At 60.3% G+C, this 20,789-nt stretch carries 16 protein-coding genes; 9 read left to right on the forward strand and 7 right to left on the reverse strand.

All coding sequences use genetic code 11. From position 1 onward, the window contains the following. Positions 1-75: 75 nt before the first annotated feature. Together GSQ77_RS23670 and GSQ77_RS23675 are read right to left on the reverse strand one after the other, a co-directional pair. On the reverse strand, positions 76-705 hold the full coding sequence (locus GSQ77_RS23670; RefSeq protein ID WP_158905370.1) for an SAM-dependent methyltransferase: 630 nt from the start codon (positions 703-705) through the stop codon (positions 76-78). Further along, entirely contained in the window at positions 693-1,844 is a 1,152-nt protein-coding gene (locus tag GSQ77_RS23675) for an acyl-CoA dehydrogenase family protein (RefSeq protein ID WP_216854930.1), read from the reverse strand. The genes GSQ77_RS23670 and GSQ77_RS23675 overlap by 13 nt, the downstream gene beginning before the upstream one ends. A 371-nt stretch (positions 1,845-2,215) precedes the next feature. Here GSQ77_RS23675 and GSQ77_RS23680 point away from each other — a divergent pair, with 371 nt between their 5' ends. The 3 genes from GSQ77_RS23680 to GSQ77_RS23690 all read left to right on the forward strand — a co-directional run bounded on the left by GSQ77_RS23680 (position 2,216) and on the right by GSQ77_RS23690 (position 5,067). Then, positions 2,216-3,373 carry an AI-2E family transporter gene (locus tag GSQ77_RS23680; RefSeq protein WP_158905372.1) on the forward strand — a complete coding sequence of 386 codons (1,158 nt, stop codon included), beginning with the start codon at positions 2,216-2,218 and terminating at the stop codon, positions 3,371-3,373. A 132-nt stretch (positions 3,374-3,505) separates the two neighbouring features. Continuing rightward, the gene (locus GSQ77_RS23685; protein ID WP_158905374.1) at positions 3,506-4,519 is read left to right on the forward strand and encodes a Ku protein; all 1,014 of its coding nucleotides are present in this window, start codon (positions 3,506-3,508) and stop codon (positions 4,517-4,519) included. Between the two features lie 38 nt (positions 4,520-4,557). Beyond that, positions 4,558-5,067, forward strand: a complete 510-nt coding sequence (locus GSQ77_RS23690) for a GFA family protein (protein ID WP_158905376.1) — start codon at positions 4,558-4,560, stop codon at positions 5,065-5,067. On the opposite strand, the gene GSQ77_RS23695 is transcribed toward GSQ77_RS23690, so the two are convergent. Then, the gene (locus tag GSQ77_RS23695; RefSeq protein WP_174246504.1) at positions 5,064-5,570 is read right to left on the reverse strand and encodes a low affinity iron permease family protein; all 507 of its coding nucleotides are present in this window, start codon (positions 5,568-5,570) and stop codon (positions 5,064-5,066) included. The genes GSQ77_RS23690 and GSQ77_RS23695 overlap by 4 nt on opposite strands. A 189-nt stretch (positions 5,571-5,759) precedes the next feature. On the opposite strand from GSQ77_RS23695, the gene GSQ77_RS23700 reads away from it, so the two are divergent. Both GSQ77_RS23700 and GSQ77_RS23705 read left to right on the forward strand, forming a co-directional pair. Further along, positions 5,760-5,990: a hypothetical protein gene (locus GSQ77_RS23700; protein ID WP_158905378.1), complete on the forward strand. Its 231-nt coding sequence runs from the start codon at positions 5,760-5,762 to the stop codon at positions 5,988-5,990. A 148-nt stretch (positions 5,991-6,138) separates the two neighbouring features. Beyond that, positions 6,139-8,217, forward strand: a complete 2,079-nt coding sequence (locus GSQ77_RS23705; protein WP_158905380.1) for a hybrid sensor histidine kinase/response regulator — start codon at positions 6,139-6,141, stop codon at positions 8,215-8,217. A 93-nt stretch (positions 8,218-8,310) separates the two neighbouring features. On the opposite strand, the gene GSQ77_RS23710 is transcribed toward GSQ77_RS23705, so the two are convergent. Further along, positions 8,311-10,620: an FdhF/YdeP family oxidoreductase gene (locus GSQ77_RS23710; RefSeq protein WP_158905382.1), complete on the reverse strand. Its 2,310-nt coding sequence runs from the start codon at positions 10,618-10,620 to the stop codon at positions 8,311-8,313. 209 nt (positions 10,621-10,829) lie between these two features. On the opposite strand from GSQ77_RS23710, the gene ligD reads away from it, so the two are divergent. Continuing rightward, complete coding sequence (gene ligD, locus GSQ77_RS23715) at positions 10,830-13,493, forward strand: DNA ligase D (protein WP_158905384.1); 2,664 nt, start codon at positions 10,830-10,832, stop codon at positions 13,491-13,493. Between the two features lie 92 nt (positions 13,494-13,585). On the opposite strand, the gene GSQ77_RS23720 is transcribed toward ligD, so the two are convergent. Next, entirely contained in the window at positions 13,586-14,713 is a 1,128-nt protein-coding gene (locus tag GSQ77_RS23720) for a DNA topoisomerase IB (RefSeq protein ID WP_158905386.1), read from the reverse strand. 1 nt (position 14,714) lies between these two features. Continuing rightward, positions 14,715-15,296 (reverse strand): PRC-barrel domain-containing protein, encoded by a 582-nt coding sequence (locus GSQ77_RS23725; RefSeq protein ID WP_158905388.1) that lies wholly within the window; start codon positions 15,294-15,296, stop codon positions 14,715-14,717. Between the two features lie 640 nt (positions 15,297-15,936). Between GSQ77_RS23725 and GSQ77_RS23730 the strand changes: the two genes are divergently transcribed. Continuing rightward, the gene (locus GSQ77_RS23730; protein ID WP_158905390.1) at positions 15,937-16,365 is read left to right on the forward strand and encodes a hypothetical protein; all 429 of its coding nucleotides are present in this window, start codon (positions 15,937-15,939) and stop codon (positions 16,363-16,365) included. A 95-nt stretch (positions 16,366-16,460) separates the two neighbouring features. Here GSQ77_RS23730 and GSQ77_RS23735 read toward each other — a convergent pair whose 3' ends face one another. Continuing rightward, positions 16,461-16,928: a PRC-barrel domain-containing protein gene (locus tag GSQ77_RS23735; protein WP_158906542.1), complete on the reverse strand. Its 468-nt coding sequence runs from the start codon at positions 16,926-16,928 to the stop codon at positions 16,461-16,463. Between the two features lie 586 nt (positions 16,929-17,514). Between GSQ77_RS23735 and GSQ77_RS23740 the strand changes: the two genes are divergently transcribed. Both GSQ77_RS23740 and GSQ77_RS23745 read left to right on the forward strand, forming a co-directional pair. Next, a complete protein-coding gene (locus tag GSQ77_RS23740; RefSeq protein ID WP_158905392.1) occupies positions 17,515-19,074 on the forward strand; it encodes a protease pro-enzyme activation domain-containing protein in 1,560 nt (519 codons plus the stop codon). 95 nt (positions 19,075-19,169) lie between these two features. Next, positions 19,170-20,789 carry a S10 family peptidase gene (locus GSQ77_RS23745; protein ID WP_158905394.1) on the forward strand — a complete coding sequence of 540 codons (1,620 nt, stop codon included), beginning with the start codon at positions 19,170-19,172 and terminating at the stop codon, positions 20,787-20,789.

Consider the following 20,789-nt stretch of genomic DNA (forward strand, 5'->3'; position numbering starts at 1 on the left):
CTGAATCATGCTGCGCAAGCTCAGTTGCCTGAGCCAAGCTGACTGAGCGGACCTGGCGACTTGTACGGCCGCTACCTACGCGGTTGTATCCGGCACCATGCCTTCACGCTGTGCGACCGAGCGTGCATCGGGCGACCATACTTCGAGAATGAAATCATCTTCGCGATGACTGACCAGCCGCGTCAACTCCGGTCGCGCATTGAATGCGGCGTGGATACGCTCGGCGCTTTGCCCGTTGGCTTCGACCGAGCGCCGCCAGTGGCAAGCGAGCAGGGTGGCGTCGGGCACCAGCGAATCGATTATGTGGCCGAGCAACACTTTCAGATCGGCTGCGCTGAGGTAATAGGCTAGCTCGCTGATCACCACCAAATCGAATCGTTGCTGCGGCCACTGGTGCGGCATCGCGCGCTGCTCAACCTGCACCTGGGGGAGATCGCGCAGGCGGTTGCGCGCCAGTTCTACAGCGGTGGCATTCAGGTCAGACACCAGCAGCGTTGTGCAGCGTGACGCAAGTGCAGCGCTCAGTTCGCCATTTGCGCAGCCCGGCTCGAAGCCGGCTTCGTATTGCGCTTTCGGCAGGCATGCCAGCGTGAGCGCTCGTTTGCGTGACTCGTACCATCGCGCGCGCATTGCCCAAGGATCATCGCTGAGTCGATAAAGCTGCTCAAAATGCTGGGCAAGCGGGGAGGGGATCAGATCTGCCATAGGCGTCTCGCGTCGAGCGCATCGATCGGCGATTTTTCGGCGGCTTGTGCCTGGGTTCGGGCGTGATACTCACCCAACGCGGCGAGATCGTGTTCCGCATGGCTCTGACGCATGAACACCGGCAGGTCTGCCATCAGCCGGGCGATATGGGCGTCCAGGCACACCGGCGCTGCCCCTAGCGCTCGTGCGGCGTGTTCGAGCACTTCGCTCGCAGCGCCCTCGACGCTCAGGCGCGTACGCAACGCGAGCCATCGCGCATCCGCATGCGGCATTTCGTCAATCGCGTCCGCGGCCTCGCGCAGCGTCGACGCGGCGTTGCCCACGGCCACGAGTATGCTGCCCAGATGGGCATTGCGGTGTGGATTGGGACGTTGCGCGGTTGCCTGCGCAACGCTGCGCGCCAGTTCCGCGATGGCGCCGTACCAGCAGGCCGCAATGCCTGCCCCACCTTGCCAGAATCCGGGGCGCGAAATGTATGCGCCCACGTTACCGATACGCTGTGCCGCGACGTGCTCGAAGACCACTTCGACGCTCGCGGTAGCCTGCATGCCGACCGCATGCCAGCCGCCCGTGGCCACCATCACGCCCGCTTGATCCAGATCCACCGCATACAGGCCCGCTGCACCATCGGGGTCCCACCCTGTCACGAGCGCGTGGGTAACCGCGGCCGCACCGGAACACCACTGTTTGACACCGTTCAACTCGACCGTCGTCCCGCCCGCCGTCTCGCCCCCTGCGTCGGCTGCACCGCTTTGCGACGATGCGGTGATGCGCGCATTCGGCGACTCCGAGGCCCACACGCCCCAATACCCCTCGGCCAGAGGATAATCGGGCTGCAGCTCGGCGAATATCGCCAGCGCATCGGTATGGCCTTCGAAGAATTTCGCGAGGCTCAGATCGCGCGCTGCCACGGCGGCCAGCGCATTCCATCGCTGCGTGGTCGCGCCCGAGCCGGGCAAAGGTAATTGATCGAAACCCGCATCGACCAACGCCCTGAACGCCGTGCCCACCGCGGCCCACTGCGACGCATCGAATTCCATGGCGGCGAGGTAAGCGTTCAACTCGGCCAGCGCCAAAGCGCCCGATGCGTGGGGTTCATCGAAGAGCGGGATGTTGTCAAACTTCGATCGATCGTTCATGGTGGTCGCCCAGAGTGGAAACGCCTGGCAATCGCCGGCGCGGTTTGGCCCCAGACACATGGCTGTAAGATTTGGTCGCAAATGTTGTTCCCGCGGGTATGCGTTTCCCGGGAGCTTTTCGGTCGGCAGTACGTCAAACAGCAGCAGTTCAGGTGGTGCGCGAGCATGCGGTAAAAATTACACGTGTCGGCAAGAAGGCAAGAGTACGACGGTCCCATCTGTTATGAAGGTCAATAAATGAGCATTCATCAAACGCATTGTTTGGACGCACTTTCGGGTGTGAGTCTTTGATTCCGTCCCCAACCAACGTGGACGAAAGCGCACCGCTACACAGCGTCGCACCGGGGACGCGCCGCGAGGGGCCTGCGGTTATGCCCGTACCGCCACCACCTGCATTTGCGACGCCCCGCGCTCGGCTCGAACGTGTCCTGTTGCTGCTGCTGACGTTAATGGGTGCGGTGGCCTTCCTCGTCTGGGCGCGCACGCTACTGATTCCGATCGCAGTCAGTGTCATCGGCAGTTTCGCGCTCAATCCTCCAACTCGTTACCTAAGGCGCTTCGGACTTCCGCGCGTAGCTGCCGCGGGCGTAGTGGTTTCGGTGTTGTGGATAGCGGGGTGCTATTTCCTGTACGCATCTCAAGACGGCTTGATTGCGCTGACCGAACAAGTGCCCGCCGCCGCAGAGAAAATCACCGATGGGCTGAACGCTTTGCGTCACAGCCGCATTCCGACAGTCAAGAAATTTCAGAGCGCGACCACCCTGATCGAGCAACTGGGCAACCCAGTCGGCCCGCCTCAGATTCATGCAAGCGCTGCGCCGGCCGCACCGATTTTTAACTTCCGCGATTTCTTCTTGAGTGGTTCGCTCAGCATCGCCAACGCGTTCAGCAATTTGCTGGTGGTCAGTTTCCTGACCTTTTTCCTGTTGGCTTCCGGCGACGAACTTCGGCGCAAATATTTGTTAAGCACGGGTGGTGGCCTGAGTCGGCAAAAGCGCCGAGCGCGCATGCTGACCGAGATGTCGCGACAAATCCAAAACTCGTTGCTGGCCTTGCTGGTGGCCAACGTCATCATCGGTGGCGCCACGGCGGTCTGCTTTGCGTTATTGGGCATGCAGCAGGCAGTCATGTGGGGCGTGGCAACCGCCGCATTGCATTTCATCCCTTATTTCGGCACGGCATTGATCGCGGCCGCCAGTTTCATTCTTTCGTGGCTTACCACGGGCAATCTGCAACACGCTTTCGTCATCGCCGCCGTGTCGCTGTTCATCGCCATGCTCGGCGGAACCTTCATCACCACGATCCTGCAAAGCCGCGCTTTGCAAATGGACGCTTGCGTGATGTTCGTCAGCCTGTTCGTGTGGGGTTGGCTCTGGGGAGTCTGGGGTTTGTTGCTGTGCTCGCCGTTGCTGGCCGTGACCAAAGTCATCAGTGAACACGTGGATGGGCTGGCACCGGTTGCGATGATATTGGCGAACAAGCACGGCGCGCCGCGCAAGCGACGGCGTCGGCGGCGATTCTTCAGGTAGGTCCGCCCCGCGGTCCCAAGACGAATACCATGCGTTGGCGCTGGGCTTGCTTGCAGGCACAGGGCTTGCTCGTAAGGTTAGCGTGGACGCGCCCACGGCGCGTCGACCCCATCTCAGACTCGGGAGTCGGCAATGGCTCAAATCATATGGCGCGGCGCGATCAGTTTCGGCCTGGTGCATATCCCGGTCCGGCTTTATCCGGCGATTTCGCATCAACGCGTGGGTTTCGATTTGCTCGACAAACGGTCGATGGATCCGATCGGTTACCGCAAGATCAACAAAAGAACCGGTAAGGAGGTCGACAAGAGCAATATCGTGCGCGGCTTCGAATACGAAAAAGAGCAATACGTGGTGCTCAGCGACGAAGAAATCAAGGCGGCAAATCCGGAGTCGACTCAGACCATCGACATCGTCACCTTTGTCGATGCTCCCGAAATCTCATTTCTCTACCTCGATACCCCGTATTTTCTCGCGCCCGATCGCGGTGGCGACAAGGTTTACGCTTTGCTGCGCGATGCGCTCAAAAAGTCGGGGCGCATAGGCATTGCCAATGTGGTTCTGCACAGCAAGCAACATTTGGCCTCATTGATTCCGGTTGGGGCGGGGCTCGCGCTCAACACCTTGCGCTGGGCGGACGAAGTGCGCGACATCGAGCCATTGAAGCTGCCTTCGCAAAGCGCCGGCAAGAATGGCATATCGGATCGTGAACTCAAGATGGCGACCCAGTTGATCGACGACATGACGCAGCCGTGGGACCCTGAGCTATACCACGATACGTTTCACGACGAAATTTTGAAGCTTGTGCAGCGTAAGGTGAAACTGGGCAAGACGGGTACGTTGCGTGCGGTCGAAGAGGCGAGCGGCGAGCCGAAGAAATCGGCCGATATTCTGGATTTGACCGAAATGCTCAAACGCAGTCTGTCGGGAAAACCCAAAGCCGCAAAGGCCGAGTCCGCCGAATCTGGCGATGCGCCAGCGCGCACGGGCGGCGCCAAGGCAAAGCCGGCTGCGAAAGGGACGAAAGGGCGCACGAAAGCGAGCCCAAGCGGCAGTGCAAAAAAGAGCACAAGCACCGCCGCCAAGCCGAGCACAAGAACCAGCACAAGAGCACCTGCGAAAAAGCGAGCCGCCCACGCCGGCTCCTGACAGGCATTGTTTTTTCGACCACCTGTGAAGGAGATACGATGCAACTTGACGGATCCTGCCACTGCGGTGCCGTGCGCTTCAGCGTGTCGAGCGCGACACCGTATCCCTACCAGCGTTGCTACTGTTCGATATGCCGCAAGACCCAGGGCGGCGGCGGGTACGCCATCAACCTGGGTGCCGATGCGAACTCGATGAAAGTGACTGGGCGCGACGACATCAGCATCTACCACGCAAAATTGAAACGTGCCGGAGAGCACCGCATGCATGCCAGCACGGCGGAACGCCATTTTTGCAGGCGTTGTGGCAGCGCGCTGTGGTTATACGATCCCGAGTGGCCTGATCTGATACATCCGTTTGCGTCCGCCATCGATACGCCCTTGCCTGTGGCTCCCGAACGTACCCACCTATTGCTGGAATTCAAAGCGCCCTGGGTCGAACCGGACATCAGGCCGCACGATCAGTATTTTCAGGCGTTTCCGCAGGAGTCCATCGCGCAATGGCACGAACGGCTGGGGCTGCTCGACGAGGACGGCCCCGATGGGCATTAGCGCGCATTCTCGAGATTAGGTGTTTCCTCGTCGATCGAGTGGCTCTCCTTGCTTCCGTCGTTGCAATCGGCCTTGGCTGCGAGTCTTGCGTAAAACGCAGCGATTTTACGGAGATCATCCTCGGTGGCATCTTCGATGCCCACCAGCCGATTGCTCGCGTCTTTCTGTGACGCGAGCAACTCGTTAAGCTTCATATGTACCGCGATACTGTCCTTGTTCTGACTTTCCTGAATAAGAAACACCATCAAGAACGTGACGATCGTCGTACCCGTGTTGATGACGAGTTGCCAGGTATCCGAATAGTGAAAGATGGGCCCGGTGACTACCCAGACGACGATGGATAAGATAGCCAGCGCAAACGCGATCGGCGACCCTGTCCAGCGGGTGATCCAACTCGCGAACTTGTCGAACGCTTGTACAAGCCGCGACGCTTTAGAGTATCCAAGGCCGGCGGAGGTGGGCACGGATTCGATGTCGCCGCGATGTTCAGGAGCTTTGGGCATTGAACTCATGATCAGGTCCTCAGGTTGTGTTGCGCGTACTGGAAGAAATGTTAGATACAAAGCAAATACCGTACCCGCAAGCCGGCGCATCGGGCGAGCGCCGGGGCATACGCCTTGCTCCACGACGGACGACTTCACGCGGCGCCAGAGTGTGTCGGCCGATCCCCTCTTATCGAACCGAGGAAAGCAATGAATCTGCTCGATTTGATTCAGTGGCCGGCGATGCTGGTAACGGTCATCGCGTCCTGGCTGGTCTCCTCGCAATCCAAACGCCAGCGGCTGCATGGCTTTTGGTATTTCCTGCTGAGCAACGTTCTGTGGATCGCATGGGGTGTGCATGACCATGCTTATGCGCTGATCGGCTTGCAGATCGCGCTGGCGGCCATGAATATCCGCGGCACTTACAAAAACGAAACATAAGGCGACGACCTGCTCGCGATCAAGGGGGGCGTGTGGCATGCAGTTGTAACAAGCCATGCCGCTATCGACTATGAGATGATGGCAGGCGCCCGGGTTGCGGACCAAGACAGCGGGCCAAGACGGCAGCCCAAGACAGGAAATCACGAATATGCCCGATTCTTCGTTTTTGCAAGGCAGCGACTCGTCGGCCGGTTCGCTCTTGCAACCCGACCTGAAACCGGCTCTGCAAGCGGGCTTTGAAGCGGATTTGGAAGTTGACCCGCAAGCCGATCGCCGTCATTTGCCGGGGCGGCGGCTACGTGACCACCTGGCGCAAACTGCGCTGGCGCGAGCTTGCGTCGGCATAGCGCTCGTCGACGCGAGCGGGCGGTTGCTTGACGCAAATGACGCATTTTGCAACATGGTCGGCTACGAACCGACCGACTTGATCGGCACCTACCTGGATAGCGTGATCCACGCTGCGGATCGCGATGGGGTAGCGCACTTGATCGAGTCAGTGGACGCGGGAAACATCGCCGACGCGTCGGGTGAAATCCGCTTTGTCCGTAAAGACGGCGCATCGCTCTGGAGCCGGACCCATGTGTCGGGACCGGCTCGGACGGCCCGAACGTCACATACCGACGGCTTGGTGTTGATCGTTGAGAACATCGACAGGCTCAAGCTCGCGGAAGAACGGCTGGGCGCACTGGTGGAGCGGCTGGAGGTTGCCACCGACGCCGCAGGCTTGGGCGTGTTCGAGTGGAACGTCGAGGACGACACGGGCATTTCCGAAAACCAGCGCATGCGCGAGATTCTCGGGTACGAATCGGGACAAGCCACGCTCTCCCTGGCCGGGATGATTGCTGAAATCGTCTATCCGGAAGACGCCGCGGCGTTCCAGGATGCGCTGCAAGCGGCGCTGGAACACCCAGGTGCAAGGTTCCATCACGTTTGCCGGATCCGTGTCGGCGGCTCGGGTGAGGTGAGCGCCTTTAAGTGGATCGAGATCGTCGGCCAGATCCGGCGCGACCCGACCGGCGGGCCGACACGTTTGGTGGGAGTTCTGACCGACGTGACGGTGCGCAAGCAGGCGGAAAAATCATTGCTCGATGCGGACTCGCGCAAGAACAGTTTTCTGACCATGCTGGCGCATGAACTGCGCAATCCCTTGGCGCCGATCAAAGCGGCCTCGCTGCTGGTCCAGATGCTGGCGCCCAATCCCGAGTCGAAGATTTACAGCGCCGGGCAGATGATAGAGCGCCAAAGCAATCATCTATCCAACCTCGTTGGGCAGTTGCTGGAAGTCACGCGTATCACCACCGGCAACATCGAGCTGGTGCGCGAGATCGTAGAGCTGTCCGCCTTGCTTCGCGATGCGGTGGAGCCGATGACGCTGTTGCTGGATTCGCGCAATCAATCCTTCACGATCGATACGCCGGTCAACCCGATCTGGGTCTATGCCGATACATTGCGACTGACCCAGGTGTTCACCAATCTAATCGATAACGCATCGAAATACACCGCCAACGGCGGCCACATCGAAGTCAGGCTTATGGCGCTAGCGGGCAGCGAACGCTGTGAGGTCAGCGTGACCGATAACGGACAAGGCGTGCCGCCCGAATTGTTGCCTCATGTATTCGACCCGTTTGTGCAGGGCAACGTATCGGTGGCGAGGACGGATGCCGGCCTGGGCATCGGTCTTTCGATCGTGCAGCAACTGGTGAGCTTGCATGGCGGCGGTGTGACAGTCAGCAGCCCAGGGGCTGGCGCCGGTAGCACCTTCGTGGTGACGCTGCCGGTTTCGCAGCAAAGCGCGGCGGCCGTCGCGCCTCCCGTAACGATCCAGTCCAGCTTGGCCGACGGTGGCCGCGTATTGATCGTGGACGATAACGCGGATGCGGCGGAATCGCTCGCCGAGCTGCTCACGCTGGCGGGGTGTCAAGTCCAAACCGCCGGAAATGGCGCCGAGGCGTTTCAGACGGTACGGTCGTGGAAGCCCGCGGTGATTGTTCTGGACATCGGCTTACCCGATCTCGATGGCTTCCAGATCACGCTGGAATTGCGGTCGAGACGGGAGATGCAAGATGTCTTGATCATCGCGCTAAGCGGCTATGGCAGTGCCGAATATGTAGAGCGAGCTCGCGTCGTCGGCATCGATATGTACTTGACGAAACCGGCTCCGATGGAGATCTTGATCACGTCGATTCAGAAAAAGCTGCGCGAGGTGTCGTCCGCGTCACGGCAATAAGGCGCTTTCAGCGGCGGCATTAACGCCAGGTGTTGCAGCCGTCTGCGCGCCCGTGCCGCCGCTCGTGTAGCTCCCCGTGCAGCCTCGCGCGTGTCAGCCGGTCTCGCGTTGCGTGATCAAGCGTATCGGTATGGACTTCGAAGCGGGCACCTTGCTCTCTTTTGCGTAATGCCACAGTGGAATCAAGGGATTGAGCTCCGGATAGTAACCCGCCACGCAGCCCTGCGGAATATCGTATGGTTCGACACGCAGGTCGCTGACCCGGCGTTGCACGCCGTCGTTCGCGTGAGTCTCGGCCGTGACGAATTCGCCCGCTTCGAGACCGAGCCGCGTCAGATCGTAGTGATTCATCAGAAGAACGCGGCGCGTACCGAACACGCCGCGGAATCGGTCGTCCAGCGAATAGACGGTGGTGTTGAACTGGCTGTCGCCGCGCGTGGTCATCAGGCGCAGGACGTCGGGTGCGTCGGCCGGCATGTCGGGATCGGCATCGAAACCATCGGGCGCAATAAAATTCGCTTTGCCGTTCTTGGTCTTCCAGACCCGATCGCGCGGTGGCATCGGGCGGGGAAATCCGCCCGGCGTCCACATCCGCTCGTTGAAGTCGTGAAAAATCTCGGGATAGGTCTGCGCAATCGCGTCGCGCACCAGCGAATAATCGCCGACCCATGCATCCCAGTTCAGCTTCGGATTGTGCGGCAGCATCGCCTTGGCCAAGCCCGCCACTATGGCGGGCTCGGAGAGCAGGCTCGTGCTGGCGGGCTCCGACACCCCGTGCGAGCCGTGCATGCAACCCGTGCTGTCTTCCACCGATACCGATTGTTCACCGCTAGCCTGCCGGTCGATCTCGATGCGCCCCAGGCACGGCAACAGATACGAGTTTTTGCCGTGGACAATTGCACTGCGGTTAAGCTTGGTCAACACCTGCACTGTCAAATCGATGTTCGCCCAGGCCGGTTCCATTTGTCCATGATCGGGTATGGCGCGCACGAAATTGCCGCCTAGCATCACGAACGCACGGACCTTGTTCGCGAGAACGGCTTCGCAGGCTTCCACCGTATTGAGGCCTTTTTGCTCGGGCGTATCGAAACCGAACTGGGCCTTGAGCTTGTCGGCCGGCACCAATTCCGGCTTCTCCGTAATGCCGACCGTGCGTTGCCCCTGCACGTTCGAATGACCGCGTATCGGGCAGATGCCGGCGCCCAGCTTGCCGATATTGCCGCGTAGCAGCAGCAAGTTGGTCAGCATATGGATGTTGCGCACGCCTTCGCGGTGTTGGGTAATGCCCATTCCATACATGATCATTGCGGTCTTGGCTCGCGCATACGTTTGCGCGGCTTGTTCGAGCTCCGCCTGGCTGACGCCAGACTCGCGCTCGATATCGCACCACTGAGCCGAGCGTGCCGCAGCGGCGAAAGCCTCGAAGCCCGAGGTATGTTCGGCCACGAAGGCGGCATCGATCACGCGCTCCCCGCCCGCCTGACGTGCAGCATCGTCGGCCTCGATGATCCATTTGGCCAGGCCCATCACCGCGGCGGTGTCGCCACCAATCTTGATCTGGACAAACTGGGTGCTGATTTTTGTTTCCTTGGTCGACAGCATCTCGACGGGCGACTGCGGATTGGCGAAACTGACCAGCCCTCGTTCTCTCAGCGGATTGAAGGTGATGATGGGCACGCCGCGCTGTCGTGCTTCTTGCAGCGGATGCAGCATCCGGGGCGCGTTGGTGCCGGTATTGTGTCCGAAGAACAGGAAGCACTCGGCCGCCTCGAAATCGGGCAGGTGCACAGTGCCGACTCCCACGCCTATGGACTTGAGCAATGCGACCGAGGTGGACTCGTGACACATGTTCGAGCTATCGGGCAGGTTGTTGTTACCGTACATCCGCGCCAACAGTTGATACATGTAGGAAGTTTCCAGCGAGGCGCGGCCCGATGAATAGAACACCACGGATTGCGGTGCCATTGCACGCAGCTGTGCGCCGATTTCAGCGAAGGCTTGTGCCCACTCGATTTCCACGTAATGATCGGAAGCTGGGTCGTAGCGCATCGGAACCGTCAAACGCCCGATCGATTCGAGTTCGTAATCGGTCCAGCCGGCGAGCTCGGTCACCGTGTGCTTGGCAAAGAATTCGGCCCTGACGCGCTTGCTCGTGATTTCCCATGCGGTGGCTTTCGCGCCGTTTTCGCAGAATTCAAACGCGTGGGGGTCGGCGGGTTTGGCCCACGAGCAGCTCACGCAAGCAAAACCTTTCGGCTTGTTTTGTTTCATCAGCACGCGTGTTCCGTTGATCAGTACGTGCTGGTCGTTCAGGATCGACACGAGGGCTTTGACGGAGCCCCAGCCGCCTGCCGGATGGTTGTATTGCTCGAACGTTGCGGTTTCCGGTAGGTCTTTTTTCATGCGGGTTCTCCGTTGCGGATCTGTAGCGGGCACCCCGAGAAGGCAGGGCGGTTGGTTCATGTACTTCAGGCCTCAGCAAGAAACGTGCGCGGCGTTTTTGGCGGGTTGCGGGTAGCGGGCGATCGAGGGTGCGAGGGTGCGAGGGTGGCAGGCACGTAGTTTGCTGCTGTTGAATGTCGCAAGAGAAGCCACAGCAGTAGGAGCAGTCTATGGCAGACAAACTTTCCGAATACGCGCGCAAACGCCATTTCGATCGCACCCCCGAGCCGTCGAGCGCGCCGTCCGCAAAAACGCCGCACGCGGTCGCCGGGAAAGCGGCGCGCGGGCTCACGGGTGCTCAAGCGGGTAAGCACGCAGGTAAGCACTCGGGTCGGCAACTATTCGTCGTGCAAAAACACGCTGCCTCGCACCTGCACTACGATTTTCGCCTGGAACTCGACGGCACCTTGAAGTCATGGGCCATTCCCAAGGGGCCCAGTTTGGATCCGAGCGTCAAGCGGCTCGCGGTGCATGTCGAAGACCATCCGCTCGACTATGCGAACTTCGAGGGGGTAATACCGGCCGGAAATTATGGAGCGGGAGAGGTCATCGTTTGGGACTACGGTACATGGGAACCCGTGGGCGGCGATGCCACCGGCGATTTCGCCCGCGGCAAGCTTAAATTCACACTCACCGGAGAAAAGCTTGCGGGCGGCTGGACGCTCGTTAAGAGTCATATGCGTGGCAGTGGTGCCGGCAAGGAGCAGGACACCTGGCTGCTGTTCAAGGAACGCGACGCGCAGGCGCGCGAGGAAGGCAATTTTTCAGTCACTGAGGCCAGCCCCGAAAGTGTCATTAGCGGCGCTGTGCTTGCGGCGGATGGTCGCGAAGGAGGCCGCAAGATCGCCAAGCCATCAGTGAGCAGGTCTCCTACGCATAAAGCTCGGAGCGCGGGCGCCCCAGGCTCGAACGCCGTCGCCGCGTCGCTGCCCGACTCACTGGCACCCCAACTCGCAACGCTGGTTGAGCACGCTCCGCCCTCAGACGATTGGTCTTACGAGATCAAGTTCGACGGCTACCGCCTGCTCGCAAGAATCGATCACGGCGCGGGCAAGCCCACAGTACGGCTATTTACCCGCAACGGTCATGATTGGTCGCACAAATTTCCGCGCGTCGCCGAAGCGCTCGCGGGACTGGATTTGAAGTCCGGTTGGCTCGACGGCGAAGCCGTGGTGCTCGACTCAGAGGGGCTTCCGAGCTTCCAGGCGCTGCAGACGGCATTGGACGGCACGCACCCGGACATCTTGTATTACCTGTTCGACATGCCCTATATGAACGGCTGGGATCTGCGCGCGACGCCACTGGTTGAGCGGCGCGCGTTGTTGAAGAATGTGTCGCAAGCGGATCCGAACGCGGTTGAACATAACCCGTTGCGCTTTTCGGAGGATCTGCACGAATCCGCCGAGAATCTGTTGCGCTCGGCGTGTTCGATGCGGCTCGAGGGCATTATCGGCAAACGGTGCGACAGCACCTATATTGAAGGACGGTCGAGTGCGTGGATCAAATTGAAGTGCCGACAACGGCAGGAGTTCGTGATTGCCGGATATTCCGACCCGGCCGGCAAGCGTAGCGGATTTGGCGCATTGCTGCTAGGTGTGCACGATGCGCAGGGCGAACTCCAGTATGCGGGTCGGGTCGGTACGGGCTTCGATCAAACGTTGCTGGACCAGATCGAGCAGCGCCTCAAGAAGCGCAGCCGCTCGCGTTCGCCTTTCAAGATTCCACCCAAGGAGCGCAGCCGTGTGCCCGTGCATTGGGTGCGTCCGGACCTGGTCGCGGAGATCATGTTTAGCGAATGGACCAACGAAGGCCTGGTACGCCAAGCCTCGTTCGTCGCGCTGCGTGAGGACAAACCGGCCGCTCAAATAGTCCGCGAAATACCGCGCGATGCAAGCGCAGGGGAGAAACGCGAAGCCATGTCAACTCAAGATAGCGCAGGCGACCAAGTCGCGGGCATCACCATCACGCATCCGGATCGCGTTATCGACAAAGCGGCGCATGTCGACAAGATCATGCTCGCTCGTTATTACGATAGCGTCGCCGAACGGATGCTGCCGCATCTGGCCGACCGCCCCGTGGCGTTGTTGCGTGGCATGGATGGGATCTCAGGCGAACAGTTTTTCCAGAAGCACGAAGAGCGCATGGTGATTCCACATGTTGCACGTCACCCGGGCCTCGACCCCGGTCATGCTCCGCTGCTCACTATCGATAACGTGGAAGCGCTGATAGGCGCAGTGCAAATGGGCACGCTTGAATTTCACACGTGGAACGGATCGATTCGAAACCTGGAAAAGCCCGATCGGATGATTTTCGATCTCGATCCCGATCCGAAATTGGCTTGGGAGCGCATGGTAGAGGCCGCCATGCTGTTGCGCACTTTGCTCGGTGAGCTGGGGCTCGAAGCGTTTATAAAAACCAGTGGCGGCAAGGGGTTTCATGTGGTGGTGCCGCTACGCCGCGACGCGGGCTGGGAGCCGGTCAAGGACTTTGCCCACGCGATCTCGATACATATGGCGACGACCTTTCCGAAACTGTTTTCAGCGAAGATGGGACCTCGCAACCGGATCGGCAAGATCTTTATCGATTACCTGCGCAACAGCCGTGGCGCGAGTACGGTCGCTGCCTACTCGACACGCGCACGTCCGGGGCTGGGGGTTTCAGTACCGGTGAGTTGGGACGAAGTGCCACAACTGGAGAGTGCCGACCAGTGGAATGTGAAGACGCTCGGCACGCGCTTGAAGCAGACGCCGGAAGACCCGTGGGCCGCTTATTGGAAAACGCAACAGCGTATTACGGCTGCGATGAAGCGCAAGCTGGAGTTGGATGACTCTTGATGCTCGGCGTTTGAGGCACGAGGCACGAGGCATGAGGCTTGCCGTTTGCCGCATGGGGCATGACGCGTGAGCATGAGCCTGGAGCCAAGGGATCACCGACCGAGTGCTTTCGCCGCTTGCGCCTTATGCTCCAGAAAAGCTATCAGCATCGCCTCGTGCGTCTTCAACCCGCTGTACCGCTTGGGCTTGGGCAGCGCGGCCAGTTCGCCCGCTTCGTAGGCGACGAACAGTTCCGGGTGGACATAGCAGCGACGACATACCGCGGGCGTGTTGCGCAGCAACTTGGCCGCGTCCTTCACCACCGCCACGATATGTTTGCGTGCCTCGACCGCGTCGGTGGCTTGGCTTTTGCGCAAGGCCTCCAACGCAAATACGCTGCCTGCCCACGTCCGATAGTCCTTGGCGGTGAACTCCATGCCGCTGATTTCGCGTAGATAGGCATTGATATCCGACGAGCTCACCGTGTGCCGTTGGCCGGCGTCGTCGAGGTATTGGAACAGGTCGTGCCCGGCAATATCCATACAGCGCCGGACCACCCTGACGATGCGGCGATCGCGCACGGTGACGTCATGTTCGATGCCGCTTTTGCCGCTGAATTTGATGCGCATTTGTCCCGCTTGCGGACGCAGGTGCTGCAGGTGTTTTTTGCGCAACGTGGTCAATCCGTAGGAGTGGTTGTCGCGTGCGTATTCCGCGCCACCGATGCGTATCAGCGTGGTATCGAGCATCTTCACCACGGTAGCCAATACTTTGTTGCGTTGAATGCCGGGCAGCCGGAGATCCCGATTCACGCGTGCACGAATGCGCGGCAGCGCCGCGCCGAACGCAGCCATGCGCTCGTACTTGGTGGTTTCCCGCAGCGTTTGCCAATCCGGGTGATAGCGATATTGTTTACGTCCACGAGCATCGCGACCGGTCGCCTGCAAATGCCCGCGTGCGTCGGCACATATCCACACGTGCGTGTAGGCCGGTGGGATGGCGAGTTTATTGATCCGGTGAATCTGGGCGATGTCACGCACTCGCTCGCCGCCGGTATCGAAATAGACAAAGTGGCCACGCAGCCGGCGACGGGTGTAGCCGCGACGCGTATCGCTGGAGTAGCGCAAACCGGCTTCTTCGAGATTTTCGATGCCGGGCGTAGGCGCCGCACATGGCGACGATTTGCGCTTGCCAACGGAAGCGCTAACGGGGAGGCTTGCGGGGGCGAACGCGACTTGCATGTTATTTCGAGCCTGGCTCGCGACGACGGAAGGGCGATTTCAAACCCAGTTCGGGGAGGAAATCATGTTCGACTGCCTTTGGATCGGGATCGGGATCGGGATCGGGATCGCTGTCGAGACGCGGCTCAATGGGAGCTGCAACAGGGGCTTGAACGGGCGTTTGGACGGGTGCCCGTTCGGGTGCCTGAGCGAGCCCCCGAACGGGTGACTCCATCGGCCCTATTGCGTGCCCGTCCGCGCCTAACGAAGGCGCGCTGGGCATATAGGTTTCGGTGGGGTGATAGTAGCGATGCACGTCCATCTTCCACTGCTCGTCCGGCATGACGGGCCACCCCTTGCTGATTGTCTCTGGCGCATTTCTGACCACCGCTGAGTTGACTTCAAGCGTAAAGCAGTGACGTGCCGGGTCGAACAACAACGCGCTCCATGGCAGGGCGCGCAACTCGCTTTGCCCGACAGCAGGATGCTTCGGTGCTACCAACACATAGGCGATCTGCCCGACGCGGCCGGCGACATCGACGATCACCTCGGTCACGACTCCCACCGATTCGCCGTCCGACGCGAACACGACGCAGCCGCCCAAGGCGCTTGCGCCTACTAGAACAGGACGATGCGCCTTAGCATCGGGGGCATTTGCGCCGTCAAGATTATCTACACTCGGTGTCGCGCTTCCGACAGAGTCGGCGGCGGCTGAAGGGGGCGATGCGGTGGCCCATGAAGCGGCCGATGATCTCGCCGAATCTGGAGGTAAATCGCTGTGCATGATCGATCTCCTGTCGCAAATGCTACTGCGTGGTGTGCTTAGAAAACGACGAAGCAAGGCGTGTGCCGCGTTTGCACGGCGCCTTGCGTAGGCCGCATTCTCGGCCCTTTTGGCGAGCTTGAGGTTAGACCTGCCGGGCGTTGCGGGCACCACGGTTTGCTGTGGAACAGGCGAACGAGCGCGGGTCGACATTGCGCAGAGGGGTTGTAACAAAGGCCGCCGTCGGTAATTATTTCCGCTTGCGCAGATGCTGCGAGCAGTTCAAATGAGGCTGACGACGAGAGTCGGAAAAAAAACGCACTACACTCAACGTAGGCAGGGGCACAGCCACAACCGATTGCATGGCCTATCTCCGGATGACGCGGATTTCACCAACGCGTTCGAGAATGTCAAATGGCATGGCTCTTGCTGTTGATAAGGGTTCCACCGACACACACGCCTTGATCTACAAGGAGTTGCCATGAATTCGTCCGAGCACAATCCAACGCGCAAACATCAGCAGGCGCAAATCAACCGCGATCCCATGAAGACCCCTGCGACCGAGACCGCCTCGGCTCATCCCAGGGACGTCGCCAATGCGGTAGCCAAGAACCGTAAGCCGGGTGAACCGGCGAGTGGCAAGACAGGACAGTCCGATCGGCCACCCGAGTCCAATCCGAATCAACCAGGTAGCGATGCCGCTTCCACGGTGGCTGAGTCGGGGAAATCCACGGCAAAAGCGCCGCCTGCGAGCGCTTTTCCGGGAGGTGCCGGTCCCGAGGCAGCAATGTGGCTGGAATTGTCTGATCGTAGCGATCCAGGTTCCTCGATTGCCGGCGACAAGCCTGTATCGACACCGTCAACCGCATTCCCGGATGACATCGGAGTGCTGCCTAAAGACGATGAATGAAGACGACGAATGAGGATAACGAATGAAGACGACGAACAAGAATAACGTATGGCTCGCAGCCTGCTACGGCTAACCCGCAGCAGGCTGTGCGCGCATTACAGCGGATCGTTCGGCGGCAACATCGTCGCGTCGCTCGGCAACGTCCGGTTTTCATCCCAATAGCGCGGCGTCCGATAGAAATCATGCAAATCGCTGGCCCATTGTGGATCGGCCATCGTAGGCCAATGGTCCTTGTCAAATCCAGGCGCGTTTTTCACTTCTGCGCCCGTGACGTTGAGTATGAACGATTTGTTATCGGTGTCCAGGGTGAGGGCACCCCAGGGTATGGCCAGCAATTTATCGCCGATTCCGAGGAATCCGCCGCTGGATAGCACTGCATAGGCAACTCGTCCGCTTCTTACATCCAGCATGATGTGTTTGATCTTGCCGAGATGCTCGCCGTCGGAACTGTGCACTGCGTTGTCTTCCAGCGTATTGGCCGCCATCACATTGGGGCCTGGGCCGTCCGCGCTCATTTTGCCTTGCCCAACGATCTGGGCGCCGCCGTTGCGACCGGCTTCCATTGCGCCACGTTGCATATCTGTGGTTTGCATAACAATCTCCTGCTGGTGGGTTGAAGGAGACCGTGACGGCCTCCCAAAGTCTTGATGCCTACGGCGCCGTCTTTAGGTAAGCGTATTTGCCGTGCGGCCGTATGGAGTTAGTCAGCAGAATATGTGCCCGCCGCGCTTCGACGCGGGGCGCGAGTAGGGGCATAAAAGGGGCAAGTCCGGCGGCCGCACGCTGATCCTGATGACTCCCTCGCCGACCCCTCGCTGGCCCGTCGCGACCCGTTAGCTGCCGAGATGCCTCAGCCCAAATGCCGACGATCCCACGGATCACTACGGCTGAGCGGACGAATCGCTTCACTGGTGATTTTTACATCGTTTGAAATCCGGTTTGCGCCCCGAATGCAGGTGTACACGGGAAGCCGATCTGAGCGGAACGACTCGTCCGACCCGCCCAGCCATTGATTTCCGGCACCGCGATAGGCGTGCCGGTGAAACGCTGATTATTTGAGCACTTGTCGATACAACCCGGTGAACCGACGCAGTTCTCCCTGTTCTAACCTGCACCTTTTACTGGCAGAGAGAACAGGAGTTGTGTCCCATGACAAGACATTCCCTCGCAGGCAGCGAGCGAGCCATATTACCGGGCGCGAGTTGCGTCGGCCGGGCAAATCCCAATGAGCGCGTACAGATAAGCGTGATTGTGCGTCGGCAGTCGCAAGACCAATTCACGCAGCTCGTTCGCCAGTTTGAACAGGGCACCCCACCCGCAGCACCGCTTGCGCGCGACGAGTTTGAAAAGCGCTTTGGCGCCAGCGCTCAAGACATCTTCGCCGTCCGCGAATTTGCGCGGCAACACGGGCTACAGACGGTCAGCGATGACCCGGCACGGCGTTGCGTGATTTTGTCGGGGACCGTCGAGCAGGTCAACGCCGCATTCGAAGTCGATCTGCAGCAATATGCTCATCCGCGCGGAAAGTACCGTGGCAGGGAAGGGGTCATTACCGTTCCCACTGCACTGGCGAATATCGTCACGGCGGTGCTCGGCCTCGATAATCGTCCTCAGGCCCACACACAATTTCGGTTTCGGCCGCCGATCCGTGCGGCGCAGGCGGGCGCGATATCCTATCTGCCGACTCGCCTCGCGACACTTTACCGCTTCCCCGACGGCACCGGCGCCGGTCAATGCGTGGGCGTGATCGAACTGGGCGGTGGCTACAACACCAGCGACTTGCAGACGTATTTCTCGGGCATCGGCCTGGCACCCCCCACCGTCGTCGCGGTGCCGGTCGACGGCGGCCACAACCAGCCGACCGGCGATGCGAACGGACCGGACGGCGAGGTGACGCTCGATATCGAGGTGGCGGGTTCGATCGCACCGGCCGCCAAGATCGCCGTCTACTTTGCCGGCAACACCGACACCGGTTTCGTCGATGCGGTCAGTTCGGCGGTCCACGATCAAGTCAACCGGCCCTCGGTCGTTTCGATCAGTTGGGGCGCATCGGAATCCACCTGGACGCAGCAGGCCATGCAGGCCTTCAACGACGTCTTGCAAGAAGCGGCGACCCTGGGCGTCACGGTGTGCGTGGCCTGCGGCGATAGCGGTTCGACCGACGGCGTCAGCGGTCGCTCCAATCACGTCGATTTTCCCGCGTCCAGCCCCTATGCGCTTGCATGTGGCGGCACCAGCTTGCATACAAGCGGCACTGCCATCAAGAGCGAGGTCGTGTGGAACGACGGCTTGCAAGGCGGCGCGACCGGCGGCGGTGTCAGCACGGTGTTCGCGTTACCGACCTGGCAGCAGGGGCTCAAGACGCTGAGCACGGAAGGGCAGCAGAGTGCGCTCGCCAAACGTGGCGTGCCCGATGTCGCCGGCGACGCCGATCCCGCGACCGGTTATTCGGTACTTATCGACGGCACCTCGACCGTTGTGGGTGGTACCAGCGCCGTTGCGCCGCTATGGGCTGGGCTCATCGCCCGAATCAATTCGGCGCGGTCCACGCCGGTGGGGTTCATCAATCCGAAGCTATACACATCGGCCAGGGCGCTGTGCAATGACATCACGCAGGGCAATAATGGTGCTTATGCAGCCGCAGCCGGGTGGGATGCTTGCACTGGCCTAGGCAGCCCCGACGGGCAAAAAATCGCCGCGGCACTTTGAGTCCGCTGCTTTGCGTCCGGCGCTTTCAGGCCGCCTTGAGCTCGCTTTGATCCCAGTTGCGGCGCATTTCGGCCGCCGCAGATAACGGAGAAAACATGACAGGCCCACACACGACATCATCGAGTTCCGAGGGCGCAAGCCATAGCGCCGCGACTTCCGATCATCCCTATTTCGACGCGACGGCTTATGGCAATGGTCCGGGCGATTCGGTCAGCGATGCGACCGAAAATGCCGCGATCACGCATCACAGTATCAAGCTGGGCGGCAAGACGATCGCTTACACCGCGACAGCGGGGCACTTGGTGACGGTCGACGCCAGCAGTTCGCTGCCCAATGCAAAAATATTCTATGTCGCCTTCACGGCGCAGGGCCATGCGCGCGAGGCGCGGCCGGTCACGTTCTTTTACAACGGCGGACCGGGGTCGTCATCGGTGTTCGTGCTGCTCGGGTCATTCGCGCCCAAGCGCATCCACACGTCGATGCCGGCATTCACGCCGCCGGCGCCCTACAGGCTCGAAGATAACTCCGACAGCATGCTGGACATCAGCGATCTGGTGTTCATCAACCCGGTCGGCACCGGCTACTCGGCGGCGATCGCACCGCACGTCAACAAGGATTTCTGGGGCGTGGACCAGGATGCCGCCTCGATCAAGCAGTTCATCAAGCGCTACTTGACTGCCAACGATCGCTGGAACTCACCGAAATTTCTATATGGGGAGTCGTACGGTACGGCGCGCACTGCGGTGTTGTCGTATTTGCTTCATGAGGACGGTGTAGACCTGAATGGCCTGACGATCCAGTCGTCGATACTCGATTACACGCAGGCAGGCAATCCGGTGGGGGCATTGCCAACCGCAGCCGCCGACGCGTGGTATCACGGCAAGGTGACAGCCCAGCCGGTTCCCACCGATTTGCCGGCATTTGCTGAGACGGTCGCGCTCTTTGCGCGCAGCGACTACGTGCATGCGCTCGATCAGTTTCCACATAGCGACCCGGCGGTGGTGCAAAAGCTGAGCGACTACACCGGTATCGACCTGCAGACCTTGAACGCGTGGAGCCTCGATATCGCGGCCAGCGATAGCGGTGGTACTTCGCTGTTCCTGCGTACGCTGTTGCAATCCCAAGGGCTGGAGCTCGGATCGTATGACGGGCGCGTGACAGGGATAGGGACGGGGATCGCCGGTTCGATCGACCCGAATTCGGGGGGCAACGATCCGACCATGACGGCGGTGACGGGGGTGTACACCGCGCAGTGGAACGCCTACCTGAATGAGACGTTGAAGTTTACGTCGAATTCCGCGTTCACCGATCTGAACGATCAGGCTTTTAAGAATTGGGATTTCTCCCATATCGACCCGACCGGCGCTCAAAAGGGCCTCGACAGCAACGGCAACGTGATTCTTTATACGGCTGGGGATCTGGCTGCGACGATGAGCTTGAATATCGATCTCAAAGTGCTATCGGCCAACGGCTTCTATGATTTCGTCACGCCGTTTTATCAAACCGTGATGGATTTGCAAAGGATGCCGCTTATCGATGCGGCAGTGCGGCAAAATTTGAGCGCGACTTTTTATCCGTCGGGGCATATGGTCTATCTTGATGGCGCTTCGCGGACCGCGCTTAAAGCGGATGTGCGCAAGATGTATGCGGCGGCCGCGGGCGACCATAAAGCGCTGGCGCGCGTGCGAGACTTGCAGGCGCGCAAGGCGAGTTAA

This window comes from Burkholderia sp. L27(2015) (assembly GCF_009765705.1).
Taxonomy (GTDB): domain Bacteria; phylum Pseudomonadota; class Gammaproteobacteria; order Burkholderiales; family Burkholderiaceae; genus LMUX01.

Excerpts from the sequence above, each read along its gene's own strand:
- GSQ77_RS23705 (WP_158905380.1), top strand. The coding sequence starts at position 6,139 with ATGCCCGATTCTTCGTTTTTGCAAGGCAGCGACTCGTCGGCCGGTTCG.
- GSQ77_RS23695 (WP_174246504.1), bottom strand. The coding sequence starts at position 5,570 with ATGCCCAAAGCTCCTGAACATCGCGGCGACATCGAATCCGTGCCCACC.
- GSQ77_RS23700 (WP_158905378.1), top strand. The coding sequence starts at position 5,760 with ATGAATCTGCTCGATTTGATTCAGTGGCCGGCGATGCTGGTAACGGTC.
- GSQ77_RS23745 (WP_158905394.1), top strand. The coding sequence starts at position 19,170 with ATGACAGGCCCACACACGACATCATCGAGTTCCGAGGGCGCAAGCCAT.
- GSQ77_RS23735 (WP_158906542.1), bottom strand. The coding sequence starts at position 16,928 with ATGGAAGCCGGTCGCAACGGCGGCGCCCAGATCGTTGGGCAAGGCAAA.
- GSQ77_RS23670 (WP_158905370.1), bottom strand. The coding sequence starts at position 705 with ATGGCAGATCTGATCCCCTCCCCGCTTGCCCAGCATTTTGAGCAGCTT.
- GSQ77_RS23730 (WP_158905390.1), top strand. The coding sequence starts at position 15,937 with ATGAATTCGTCCGAGCACAATCCAACGCGCAAACATCAGCAGGCGCAA.
- GSQ77_RS23710 (WP_158905382.1), bottom strand. The coding sequence starts at position 10,620 with ATGAAAAAAGACCTACCGGAAACCGCAACGTTCGAGCAATACAACCAT.
- GSQ77_RS23675 (WP_216854930.1), bottom strand. The coding sequence starts at position 1,844 with ATGAACGATCGATCGAAGTTTGACAACATCCCGCTCTTCGATGAACCC.
- GSQ77_RS23680 (WP_158905372.1), top strand. The coding sequence starts at position 2,216 with ATGCCCGTACCGCCACCACCTGCATTTGCGACGCCCCGCGCTCGGCTC.
- GSQ77_RS23740 (WP_158905392.1), top strand. The coding sequence starts at position 17,515 with ATGACAAGACATTCCCTCGCAGGCAGCGAGCGAGCCATATTACCGGGC.
- GSQ77_RS23685 (WP_158905374.1), top strand. The coding sequence starts at position 3,506 with ATGGCTCAAATCATATGGCGCGGCGCGATCAGTTTCGGCCTGGTGCAT.
- ligD (WP_158905384.1), top strand. The coding sequence starts at position 10,830 with ATGGCAGACAAACTTTCCGAATACGCGCGCAAACGCCATTTCGATCGC.
- GSQ77_RS23690 (WP_158905376.1), top strand. The coding sequence starts at position 4,558 with ATGCAACTTGACGGATCCTGCCACTGCGGTGCCGTGCGCTTCAGCGTG.
- GSQ77_RS23720 (WP_158905386.1), bottom strand. The coding sequence starts at position 14,713 with ATGCAAGTCGCGTTCGCCCCCGCAAGCCTCCCCGTTAGCGCTTCCGTT.